Source organism: Mucilaginibacter sp. P1_D10 (assembly GCF_056406215.1).
This window is the reverse complement of sequence record NZ_JBFUAP010000003.1, coordinates 487,304-499,057: the sequence shown is the minus strand read 5'-3', so window position 1 is coordinate 499,057 and position 11,754 is coordinate 487,304. Positions and strand designations below refer to the sequence as shown.

Below are 11,754 nucleotides of genomic sequence, written 5' to 3'. Positions count from 1 at the left end.
ATACACATAGTCCACAAATAACAATCCACATAGTCCAGATGGAATTATTAGAAAGCCTTGTCTGCGTTGATAAAAACCTACCCACGCCGGTGTACCTGCAGGTAGCCAATGATGTGATATGCTCTATCCGCAAGGGTATCTTAAAACCGGGGGCCGCATTGCCGGGCAGCCGGGTGCTGGCGCAATCGCTGAATTTGCACCGCAAAACCGTGGTGGCAGCTTATGATGAGCTGTATGCCCAGAGCTGGGTAGACGTGTTACCGCGTAAGGGCATCTTTGTGGCCAAAAACCTGCCCAACGTTGCGCCGAGGGCATTGGTTGCTACCCCGCCGCGCACAGGCTTCTCGCAGGAAACCTTGTATGAGGTTGATGATGCCCGCGTTATTTGTCAGGATATGTTTGTGGCTCCGCCCGATGGTAACCTGGTGTTCAACAATGGCTCCCCTGATACCCGCATTGCCCCGCTGGAACTGATGATACGCGAGTACCGCCGGCTGGCATCGCATAAATTCAATACCAAATACCTGATGTATGGGCCCGAGCAGGGTTCTGAGAATCTGCGGACAGAGCTGGCCAAATTCTTTTCGGAAACACGGGGACTGCACGTAAGTCCCGATAATATCATCATTACCAAAGGCGTGCAGATGGCCTTATATATTATAGCACAGGTGTTGTTGAATAAAGGCGATACCGTTATCGTAGGCGACCCGGGTTACAGCATGGCTAACGAAGTGTTTACTCAGGCCGGTGCGGTGATAGCCCCCGTGCCGGTAGATGAATTCGGCATTAACCTGAATGCGGTGGAGGCTCTCTGCAAAAAGCAAAAGATACGCATGTTGTTCGTGATACCACATCACCACCAGCCAACCACGGTAACCCTGTGCTCGGAAAGGCGCATGCGCCTGCTTGAGCTAGCCAAAACCTACAAATTTGCTATTGTGGAAGATGATTATGACTACGATTTCCATTACTCCAGCAGCCCTATTTTGCCGCTGGCTAGTGCCGATGATTACGGCAGCGTAATCTACGTAGGTTCGTTTTGTAAAACCATCGCATCGGGCCTGCGCATTGGTTTTATGATAGCGCCCCAAAACCTCATTAAGCAAGCTACCCGCCTGCGCCGCCTGATTGACCGCCAGGGCGAGCAGCTTTTGGAAGAAGCCATGGCCAACCTGCTCAAAAACGGCGACATAGGCCGCCACCTAAAAAAAGCCAACAAACTTTACCAGGAACGCCGCGACGTGCTTTGTCGCCTGCTGCAAGAGAAACTTGGCGACCAGGTAGCCTTCACTATCCCCAATGGCGGTTTTGCCGTTTGGATGGAATACAAAAACGGCGTTGACCGGCTGGTAGTGACTCAAAAAGCTGCCGAAATGGGCCTCACCATCGGCAGCGGCTGCGAGTACCACCACGACCCGCTAGTGCGCCACAACTTCGTACGGCTGGGCTTTGCCTCCATGAATGTAAAGGAACTGGAAGAAGCCGTAGATATTTTGGCAAGAGCCGTGAAGAAAGCTGCCGTGGTGAGGCAGGAATAATATCGAATAATGAATTTCGAATATCCAATTTCGAAGTGAACTTCGGCTTTGTGGCTTTAACTTCATCATTCGATATTGGATATTCGGTGTTCCTTACTTAACTGCTTAAAAAGCCTCACCTAAACGGCGAAGCCCTCATGAAATAATCCTCTCCAAGGAGAGGACTTTAAGCCCCTCTCCTTGGGAGAGCGGTTTGGGGTGAGGCTACGCTACGGTGTCCCCACCGTAGCTCCCATGTTTTTTTAACATAATCCGCCGCTTTTCCCCTATAAATCCCTATTATTGACGACTAATTTAATCTACATTAATGTCATTCAATTACCGGCGGGTTATTATCAAGGTAGGATCCAACGTTATTACCAGGGCCGATGGCTTCCCCGATACGGAACGCATAGCCCATTTGGTTGACCAGATTGCCGCCATCAAAAAACAGGGCAAGCAGGTAATTTTGGTTTCTTCGGGCGCAGTAGCATCCGGCCGCAGCCTCATTACCGTGAGCGATAAAAATGATGCCGTGGCCACGCGCCAGCTCCTGGCCTCCATAGGGCAGGTAAAGCTCATCAATACTTATTCGCAGCTGTTCGATAAATTCGGTATCCTTTGCTCGCAGGTATTGGTTACCAAGGAAGATTTCCGCGACAGGCTGCACTATCTCAATATGCGCAACTGCCTCGAAATATTGTTGCAGCACGAGGTGATCCCCGTGGTGAACGAGAACGACGTGGTATCGGTAACGGAACTGATGTTTACGGATAACGACGAGTTGGCAGGGCTGATAGCCTCCATGCTGAATGCCGAGGCGCTTATCATCCTGAGCAATGTAGACGGCATTTATGATGGCGACCCAAAACTCCCCGGTTCGGCAGTTATAGAAGAGGTAACAGGCGACATCGATTTCTCATCCTTCGTGAGTACGGGCCGTTCGCAGTTCGGGCGGGGCGGTATGATAACCAAATCGACCATGGCGCAAAAAACGGCGCAGCTGGGTATAGCGGTGCACATTGCCAACGGCACCAAAGATGATATCTTAACCGATGTATTGGCTAATAAAGCAGTCCACACCCGTTTCGTGCCGACCAAAAAAGCTTCGGGCAAAAAGAAATGGATAGCCCACTCCGAAAACGCTGCAACCGGCGCTGTACAGGTAAACGAAGGCGCCAAAACGGTGCTTATCTCCAGCAAAGCTTCCAGCTTGCTGCCGGTGGGTATTGTTAAGGTACTGGCCGATTTCAAGAAAGGCGAAATCATCAAAATAGTAGATGAGGACAATAAGCTGATAGGCCTTGGCCTGGCCGAGTACGGTGCCGAAAAGGCCCGCGAGTTTACCGGCAAAAAAAACCAGCGCGCGCTGGTACATTATGATTATCTTTATTTACAGGGATAGAAATGGGATACACACAATACTTTGAAGATGCCGTAAAGGCGGGCCGCAACCTTGGCCTCGCCCCTGCCGTTATAGATGCCGTGCTGCTGGATGTGGCCGAAGCCGCCGTAGCGCAAACAGATTACCTGCTGCAGGAAAACCAAAAGGACCTGGACCGCATGGACCCGGCCGACCCAAAATACGACCGCCTGAAGCTTACCGCCACCCGCATACAGGATATTGCGAACGATATAAAAAACGTAGCCGGATTGGCTAGTCCGCTGGGTGGGGTGCTATCTGATAAAAACATGCCCAATGGCCTGCACATTACCAAGGTACGCGTGCCGCTGGGTGTGGTAGGCGTAATATACGAGGCAAGGCCAAACGTTACCTTTGATGTGTTTGCGCTGTGCTTTAAAACCGGCAACATCAGCGTATTAAAAGGCGGCAGCGATGCCGATTACTCCAACCGGGCCATCATCAGCATTATCCATAGCGTATTATCGGCGCATCATATCGACGTAAATACGGCTACCCTACTGCCTGTGGAACGCGAAGCTACGGAGGCCTTGCTGAATGCGGTAGGCCACGTAGACGTGCTGATACCGAGAGGCAGCCAGTCGCTCATCAACCATGTGCGCAACAGCGCCAAAGTACCGGTGATAGAAACCGGCGCGGGCATCGTGCATACTTATTTAGATGAAACCGGGGATTTGGAAAAGGCCACCGCCATCGTAGACAACGCCAAAACCCGCCGCGTAAGCGTTTGCAACGCGCTGGACTGTTTGATTATCCACACCAGCCGCCTGCCCGAGCTTAGCACATTGGCCAAGCCATTAGCCGAAAAGGGCGTGGAGATATTTGCGGATGCACACTCCTACGCCGTGTTGAAAGACACTTACCCCGCAAACCTTTTGCACCAGGCGCAGCCCGAACACTTCGGCACCGAGTTTTTATCCATGAAGATGGCCATTAAAACCGTTAGCAGTTTGGATGAAGCCTTAGAACACATCGCCATCAACAGTTCCAAGCATAGCGAAGCCATCGTTTCCGAGGATGCTGCCCATATCGAAACCTTCCTCAACCGGGTAGATGCCGCCGCTGTGTATGTTAATGCTTCCACCGCCTTCACCGATGGTGCACAATTCGGCCTCGGTGCGGAAATAGGTATCAGCACGCAAAAGCTGCATGCCCGCGGGCCAATGGGATTGGAGGAGCTGACGAGTTATAAATGGGTGGTAAGAGGTGATGGGCAGGTGAGGAAATAATAAGGGCCTAAAGGCTTGCTTCGACAGATAAATTTAATTGCTCAGCTATAGCTATTATTTTTTGAGGGGTATTGAGGCTTTTTTGAAGGTCCTCTAACTTTAAATTATTCGCCCGGCTTTTAAAAATAAATGTTTTGAATGCGTATCCACTGGCAACCGCATTGAAGTTGTCCGCCCCTTGATTTTTAATTTCTTCTGTAAATGAATCTATAGCGTTTTTTAGTAGCGGAAGCATTGCTTGAAGTTTTTCAGACCAATTTTTAAGTTTGGCTAAATATGTTGCGGCATCTCCGTCGTCTACAAAAGATAGCTTCTCCAATTGTTTGTTGATTGCGTCGAAATCCATGTTTTGCCAATCCTTAGCCCGCAGCACCGCCGTTTGCCAAACTTTCCGTTCGCTTTTCCAATAGTCCTCTTTCGCTTTAACCTGGTGAACAATAAATCCGGGCAGTTCTATTGCCGTTAAATATCCACCATGGCAGGCTCCGGTGTCAATTCCATAAGTATTATTTTTCACATCCGGATAGTCGCCAACAACACGATGCCCATAAATAACAGGCTTAGCGCCGTCATAGCGATCGTTCCAATGCGCATCCGGCCCATAAATTTTTTCTAAATACCTTTCTCCTGATGTTGACCCGCAAAGTACCTCCGGCTTTTGCTGCGGCAATGTCTTACCGTTTTCCAAAGCTGCATGAACAATAATGGCATCATCTGTCTCATAATAATAGCCGAGCGTATTTAGCCATCCAATAAAATCTTCGTAATCCCGACCAAATTGATGTTTAACAATATCCTGCGCATAGGTAAGCACGCTATTTATATGCTTACGCTCGTGATTTCCAATCAATACAACAGAATTAGGCCGGTTAAGAAAATATTCATACACCTCTTTGGATTTGTTACCACGGTCAACAATATCACCTACCGAAATAAGCATATCATCGGCCTTTAGTCCTATTTGTTGGGTGAGGGCTACCAGCTCATCATAACAACCATGAATATCTCCTATAATAAATGTCCTCAGCATAATTTCTCGATCCTCCTCTCAAAATGCTTCTCCTTTACCCAATCGGGCATAATATTCTTCCCGGTACCCGGTACAATTGCTCCTATAAAATGATCCTCAAAAATCGTTAAATACTTGTTGCGTTCATTGCGCTTAAGCCGTATATTTCCATACCCTACAACCGCAGATCATTGTATTTTTTGCGCAGGTTGGCCGGTTAAATATTCGCTTTTTATTTAATACAACCTTAAACCCTATGAAGCATCTTTTTGCTGCCGCAATTATTTTATGCCTGCTAAGCTCCTGCGCGCGTATGATGAATGGCCCTTTTAAAACGGTTATCATCCGCACAACAAAGCCTACAAGGATATTGTTGAATAACGATACGGTATCAACCGTTAAAAATAAAGCGACCATCAGCCTTGCCCGAAGCGCAAAACCGGTGACTATAATTGCCCTCACCGATAGCTTAAAGAAAACAGTAACCATCCCCGCCCAAAACTCCTTTGGCTATTATTACAATATTCCGGGCAACTGCGGCATTGGGATGCTGTTCGATAAAAACAATGCAAGGCGGTACACTTACCCGAATAACATTTACCTGAACTCTTCAGACACGCTGAATAAGTTTTTCCGCACCAGCCCGGCCAGCAAAAAAGGCGAATTTCTATTACATCTTTCCCTCCCCAATGCCAACCAGTTTCTGTTTAAGCCAGATGGCGAACAACTGCAGTCGAACGGAGGATTTCTTGGGCTTTCGATAGGATTAGAATATTACCACAGCCGGTCGCAATTCCTCAACCTTTCGGCAAGTTGGGTTACAGACTTCCCTTTTCCTTTCCCCGCTCCGTACGATCGTTTCGGTGACATCTATAAAGAAATGTCCTCCACCTTTGTCAGTTTATCCAACAACCATAAGGTGCAACGGTTTTCGTTCGGATACGGGCTTTTTTATGGGCAAAACAAATGGCAAATAAATTACCCTCGTGATAGTTCCCTGATAATAGACCGATCTGTAACAAAAAAACACAACGTGCTTGGCCTTGTTGGCTCAACGTACTTCCAATTGGGGAATAGCTTTAACATGGGCCTAATTTACAGGCCCTCGTTCATTCGCTTCGGCACCCAAAACAGGTACCGCTACGAGCACCTGATCAGTTTAGACCTGGCCTGGAAAATAAAACTTTAACGGTAAAGCACTTGACGTTGTAGCAGGGCCGACGATGTTTGTCATCGTTTAAGCTTTCACTTCCAGCCTTCAAAGGGTTTCACCGTAGCGCAATTAGGCATACCGTTTTTCCCGGTGCCGGGTACGGTGGTATGTAGTTCTTTTCCGCTTTCCACCTGCTGCCAGGTTATGCCGGTCAACGGTATCTTAAGTCGGCCGCTCCAGCCGCCTCCGCCTGCATATGAGCCGATATCCAGGTAAACAAATCTCCCGCCCAGAGGGCCTTGTACGAAGGGGCCGCGGAAATCGGGCGCGGCAAGCGTTTGCGGCGTGCCTTTGATTTCTATCGAAAAGCTAAATTGAAGGTCGTCGCCCCGTGATGGCTGCACCTGCACAGGTTCGTAATTTGAACCGGAGCCTTTTTGCAGGGAGTAAACCGTGTTTAGCGGTGGTTTCTCGAGTGTGATGTGGAGGGCGATGATATCGGAAGTTTTGGCCATAATGCAGGAAAAATATGTTTAGTTGTCGGTTTACTTTTGATTTGTGGGTATGCCGAAACAATGAGAATAACCATCGTGGTCGGTCATTACGAATTCGGTTTGGCCGTAATCGCGGTCTTCTATTTCAGATACGGCGTACCCTAATTGCTTTAAATGCTCCCTTGTGGCAGCAATGTCGTCGGGCGTCCAGTACAGCCGGATGCCTTCGTAACCGGCTGGTATCATGCCGCCATCGCGCTGGTTCAGCCAAAAATACAGGTTGCCGTTATCCACCATGCAGCCTATCAGCCTGCCCTCCTGTTCCATTTGCCGGCTCACTTTAAACCCGAGCCCATCCACCCAAAAATGAAGGCTTTTCTCCAAATCAACGCTGGGGATTACGGGCAAGCAATATTTTACGGCCATAATTTTGATTTTGATTTCGGGATATAAATATAGTTGATTTTCGACTACGAGGCCTAAACGCAAATAAATCAGCGGAAAATAGGTTACCTTTCCTCATTCTCCTTATTAATAGCAACCAAACCTGAATTAAAACACATGAAGAAACTCCTCAAAATAACCCTCCGCGTAGTTCTCGGCGTCATCGCATTTGTGGCGTTGTACCTGTTCTCGGCATGGAGCTTATCCAAAATAACTATTTCGGCAGAGCCCGTTACCACGCAGGATGTCACCATTTATATACTCACCAACGGCGTGCATACCGATATCGTTGTGCCCGTTAGGAACGAACAGATGGATTGGAGCAAGGAACTTAAATTCGAGAACACTGTAGGCAAAGATACCGTTGCCAGCTATGTGGGCCTCGGCTGGGGCGACAAGGGATTTTACCTCAACACCCCTACCTGGGCCGATTTGAAATTCAGCACGGCATTCAAAGCGGCGTTTGCATTAAGCACTTCTGCCATGCACGTTACTTATCATAAGGAGCTGGTAGAAAGCGCGACCTGTAAGAAAATAATCATCAGCAAAGCGCAATACGCCCGGTTGATTACCTACGTTACCGAAAGCTTCAAGACCGACAGCGCGGGGCATTTTATCAACATCAAAACCAACGCCAACTACAGCAAGGAAGATGCCTTTTACGAGGCGAACCGCAGGTACAACCTCTTTTTCACCTGCAACACCTGGGCAAACAATGCCCTCAAAAGCTGCGGCCAAAAAGCCTGTTTATGGACGCCGGCGGATACGCCTATATTTGATAAGTATCAATAAGATATAATAAAAACGTCATGCTGATTTTTTCAGCACCCCATCATAAAAGTGTGCGATTGCATAGTTCGTGACCTGCCGTGTGGGGTACCGAAACAAGTTCGGCATGACGTTTTTTAGAAAGCCCGTCAGGGCGGTGGTGGGGACACCACCACTTAGGGGAATTTTTACACGGCAATACTATCAATAGCGTTTTCCAGTGCGTGTTCCCCAACGCCGGGCACTTTGAGGCCCTCGGCACGGTAAACGGTAAGGTCCGTCATGCCCAGGAAACCCAGCAGGCCACGGAGGTAGGGTTCTATAAAGTCGTAAGCTTTCATCGGTCCCTCTGAATAGATGCCTCCCGAAGATATAGCCACATACACCTTTTTGCCTTTAACCAATCCTTGCGGGCCTTTTTCCGAATAGCCGAAGGTTTTGTTGGCGCGGCAAATATGGTCAATCCAGGTCTTCAGGGTAGATGGTATCTGGAAATTGTACACCGGTGCATCAATGACTATAGCATCAGCGTCCATCAGTTCAGCAATGGCTTCGTCAGAATGTTTGATGGCTTCGGCAAGTTCAGGCGAGTGTTGCTCTGCCGGGGTGAAGAACGAGGTGACGTGCACCTCCTCCAGGTGTGGGAAGGGGTTGTGGGCAAGGTCTTTTGTGACCAGGGTGCTGCCGGAGTTTGCGATTTGCAACTTCTCTACAATAGCGTTCCCTAGTTTCAGGCTGACAGATTCGGCGCCGCGTGGGCTGGTAATCAAATGTAATATTTTCATGTGCTTGTGTTTTAAATGTGAAGCAAACCTATGTACATTCGCTATGAAAAAGATACTACTATCCCAAAGGATAGCGGTATCCTTTGGGATAGTTAGCACCTTTGCAATATGCAACAGACAAGAAAACTCAGCAACGAGGCATGTAAATCGGCCATGGGTTCGGTTAAGGATGCGCTGTATGTTCTGAATGGCAAATGGAAACTGCCGCTCATCATCGCCCTGCGCGAGGGACCGCGCCGTTTCAACGAAATACAGAAAGAACTGGGCGAAATTACCCCCAAGGTACTTTCCAAGGAACTGCGCGAGATGGAGTTGAACGAATTTGTGGTGCGCAAGGTGTACCACACCGTCCCTGTAACTGTAATTTATGAGCTCACCCCCTACAGCGATTCGGTAGGCCCTATTATAGAAGCCTTGAAAGAATGGGGCGAGCAGCACCGCGAGCGCATCGTAAAACACCGCAAGGAAGAGGTGGTGGTTGGAGATTAGAGGCAGAATGTGCGACATAACACTTAAAAAAACGCCCCTCTGTTTTTCTTAAATAAAAAGATACCCTATATTACAGCAGATTAGTACTGCTATTTTTTTCTATGCCAACTTCACAAACAACCTCAATAAACACCTGCATAAGTTGCGGTGGCAAACTCAGCTTTGATTTTAAAACCAATAGTAATAAATGTGCGTATTGCGGCAATGAATTCCCGGTAATTACTGCGCAACCTACAGATAACGAACACGAAGAGGAAATAGCCACAAGCTATATACCCTTTTATTTCGCGGAAGATATATTTAAAGAAAAAGTGCAAAAATGGTTAACCGAAGGCGACTATACCCCTACGGATATGCTGTCTTCCGGCGTTAAGTACCATTTTAGAAAAAAATATATTCCTGTTTGTTTTTTTTCCGGTGAATATTTCGGCAAATACACCACGCTTGCTCTTGATGATACCATCATTACCGAAAACATACCGATAAGTGGTAAGTATGAGTTTGTGCAATATACCGGTTTAGGAACAGCGGTTGAACAAAAAATATTAGAAGATTTTTTACCCCAAATTAATTTAAAAGATGCCATCCCGTCTTCTGACGATGAAATTCCGATTAGCCATACGCGAGATAGCGAAAGCATGTGGGAAGAATCAGGAGTTTTGCGCGCAGCCCAACAAGTATATCAAAAACTAACTGTTCAGGATGCCGCTAAAAAATACAAGCACTATCTAACTTATCAAAACCGTAAATCGAGTTTACTGTATATACCATTTATATACATGCCCTACCAATACAGCTATGAAAAAGAAGAGTATGAGATTTTCATGAATGGTAGAACCGGCGAATTATTCGGGACTAAACCGGTATCGAGATTGATAGCACCGCCAACCCGAACTTCTATATTTACTAAATACCTTTTAATTGGCCTTGGCCTGTGGTTTTTCCTCCTTATACTTCGTGCAGCCTTTCGTGCCACAATTGGGCCCGATACCCAATACAACAATTTACTGATAAGCCCTCCCGCAGAACTGTATTGGCTAATACGGGGGGCTTTTTTCCTACTGGTGTTGCCATCGGCAATGGCTATCATTTTTTACCCATATTTCAAAAATATGTATTTCAAAAAGTTGCTATTTACCCGCAAGCAAATACTCGAAAGGATATTGACTGGCAGGGCGCCGTCGCCATTCGCCTAATGGTTTTTACCCTTGCCTGACCTGGCTTATCACCAATATCCGCCGTAAAGCCTTATCTTTGCGCCCAATATGAGTAAGCACGGAAGGATATTGGTAGCGATGAGCGGCGGAGTTGATAGTTCGGTAGCGGCAGTAATGCTGCACGAGCAGGGCTACGAGGTGATAGGCCTTACCATGAAAACCTGGGATTACGCCTCTTCCGGCGGCAGCTCCAAAGAAACCGGTTGCTGCAGTCTGGATAGCATCAACGATGCCCGGGCTTTAGCCGTTGGCTATGGCTTCCCGCATTATATACTGGATATCCGCAACGAATTCGGCGATTTCGTTATCGATAACTTTGTTGACGAATACCTGGCGGGCCGTACCCCTAACCCATGCGTGCTATGCAACACCCATATCAAATGGGAAGCATTATTAAAACGTGCGGATAAACTCGATTGCGAATTCATAGCCACCGGCCATTATGCCAACATCCGCCAGCAGGATAGCGGCCGCTATGTAATATCAAAGGGTAAAGATGAAAATAAAGATCAATCGTACGTACTATGGGGCGTTTCGCAAAAAAACCTGGCGCGTACACAATTCCCTTTAGGCAGTTTCTCTAAGCCCGAAATACGCCAGATGGCCGTAGATATGGGCCAACTGGAACTGGCGGGCAAAAGCGAAAGCTACGAAATATGCTTCGTGCCCGATAACGATTACCGCGCTTTCCTGCGCCATAAGGTGGAAGACCTGGACGAGCGCGTAGGCCCCGGCAACTTCGTGTTAACGGATGGCAGCATCGTGGGCAAGCATCAGGGTTATCCATTCTATACCATCGGCCAGCGCAAGGGCCTGGGCATTGCTTTGGGCAAACCCATGTTCGTAACCAAAATAGACCCGGTGACCAATACCGTGGTTTTGGGTACCATAGAAGAATTGGAAAAGAAAGAAGCCTGGGTGCGCAACCTTAACCTGGTGAAATACGAAAGCATCCCCGAGCCGATAGAAGCCGTTACCAAAATACGCTACAAGGATGCCGGTACCGAAAGCAAGATCGTACAGATAGGCGACCACATGAAAGTATCGTTCGACCACATGGTATCGGGGATAGCACCGGGCCAGTCGGCAGTATTTTATGAAGGGAATGACCTTTTGGGTGGTGGATTTTTGTTGTAAGATGTTGTTGTAAAGTTGAAAGGTTTGAAGGTTGAAAAGTTGAGGAAATAAGCGACTTAAATTCACTATAACTTTAAGGCTTTTCGGCC

Annotated in this window: 12 protein-coding genes; 8 read left to right on the top strand and 4 right to left on the bottom strand. The window is 47.7% G+C overall.

The genetic code is table 11. The annotated features are described in order from the left end of the window. The first annotated feature begins 38 nt into the window (after positions 1-38). The 3 genes from pdxR to AC1DYT_RS06530 all read left to right on the top strand — a co-directional run bounded on the left by pdxR (position 39) and on the right by AC1DYT_RS06530 (position 4,169). The gene (gene pdxR / locus AC1DYT_RS06540) at positions 39-1,538 is read left to right on the top strand and encodes a MocR-like pyridoxine biosynthesis transcription factor PdxR (protein WP_477468829.1); all 1,500 of its coding nucleotides are present in this window, start codon (positions 39-41) and stop codon (positions 1,536-1,538) included. Between the two features lie 307 nt (positions 1,539-1,845). Beyond that, positions 1,846-2,922, top strand: coding sequence for a glutamate 5-kinase (gene proB / locus AC1DYT_RS06535; protein WP_477468828.1), 1,077 nt, complete (start codon positions 1,846-1,848; stop codon positions 2,920-2,922). Between the two features lie 2 nt (positions 2,923-2,924). Further along, a complete protein-coding gene (locus tag AC1DYT_RS06530; protein ID WP_477468827.1) occupies positions 2,925-4,169 on the top strand; it encodes a glutamate-5-semialdehyde dehydrogenase in 1,245 nt (414 codons plus the stop codon). A 7-nt stretch (positions 4,170-4,176) separates the two neighbouring features. On the opposite strand, the gene AC1DYT_RS06525 is transcribed toward AC1DYT_RS06530, so the two are convergent. Next, the gene (locus tag AC1DYT_RS06525; protein WP_477468826.1) at positions 4,177-5,199 is read right to left on the bottom strand and encodes a metallophosphoesterase; all 1,023 of its coding nucleotides are present in this window, start codon (positions 5,197-5,199) and stop codon (positions 4,177-4,179) included. A 235-nt stretch (positions 5,200-5,434) separates the two neighbouring features. Between AC1DYT_RS06525 and AC1DYT_RS06520 the strand changes: the two genes are divergently transcribed. Beyond that, entirely contained in the window at positions 5,435-6,367 is a 933-nt protein-coding gene (locus AC1DYT_RS06520; RefSeq protein WP_477468825.1) for a hypothetical protein, read from the top strand. 56 nt (positions 6,368-6,423) lie between these two features. On the opposite strand, the gene AC1DYT_RS06515 is transcribed toward AC1DYT_RS06520, so the two are convergent. Both AC1DYT_RS06515 and AC1DYT_RS06510 read right to left on the bottom strand, forming a co-directional pair. Further along, positions 6,424-6,846 carry a DUF5990 family protein gene (locus tag AC1DYT_RS06515; RefSeq protein WP_477468824.1) on the bottom strand — a complete coding sequence of 141 codons (423 nt, stop codon included), beginning with the start codon at positions 6,844-6,846 and terminating at the stop codon, positions 6,424-6,426. 30 nt (positions 6,847-6,876) lie between these two features. Beyond that, positions 6,877-7,251: a VOC family protein gene (locus AC1DYT_RS06510; protein ID WP_477468823.1), complete on the bottom strand. Its 375-nt coding sequence runs from the start codon at positions 7,249-7,251 to the stop codon at positions 6,877-6,879. Between the two features lie 135 nt (positions 7,252-7,386). On the opposite strand from AC1DYT_RS06510, the gene AC1DYT_RS06505 reads away from it, so the two are divergent. Next, positions 7,387-8,061: a TIGR02117 family protein gene (locus AC1DYT_RS06505; RefSeq protein WP_477468822.1), complete on the top strand. Its 675-nt coding sequence runs from the start codon at positions 7,387-7,389 to the stop codon at positions 8,059-8,061. A 164-nt stretch (positions 8,062-8,225) separates the two neighbouring features. Here the strand turns inward: AC1DYT_RS06505 and AC1DYT_RS06500 are convergent, their stop codons facing one another. Then, the gene (locus AC1DYT_RS06500; RefSeq protein WP_477468821.1) at positions 8,226-8,822 is read right to left on the bottom strand and encodes an FMN-dependent NADH-azoreductase; all 597 of its coding nucleotides are present in this window, start codon (positions 8,820-8,822) and stop codon (positions 8,226-8,228) included. 108 nt (positions 8,823-8,930) lie between these two features. Here AC1DYT_RS06500 and AC1DYT_RS06495 point away from each other — a divergent pair, with 108 nt between their 5' ends. The 3 genes from AC1DYT_RS06495 (at position 8,931) to mnmA (ending at position 11,665) form a co-directional block, all read left to right on the top strand. After that, entirely contained in the window at positions 8,931-9,311 is a 381-nt protein-coding gene (locus AC1DYT_RS06495; RefSeq protein ID WP_477468820.1) for a winged helix-turn-helix transcriptional regulator, read from the top strand. Positions 9,312-9,412: 101 nt separating this feature from the next. Then, positions 9,413-10,507: a TFIIB-type zinc ribbon-containing protein gene (locus tag AC1DYT_RS06490; protein ID WP_477468819.1), complete on the top strand. Its 1,095-nt coding sequence runs from the start codon at positions 9,413-9,415 to the stop codon at positions 10,505-10,507. 69 nt (positions 10,508-10,576) lie between these two features. Continuing rightward, entirely contained in the window at positions 10,577-11,665 is a 1,089-nt protein-coding gene (gene mnmA, locus AC1DYT_RS06485; RefSeq protein ID WP_477468818.1) for a tRNA 2-thiouridine(34) synthase MnmA, read from the top strand. Positions 11,666-11,754: the final 89 nt, after the last annotated feature.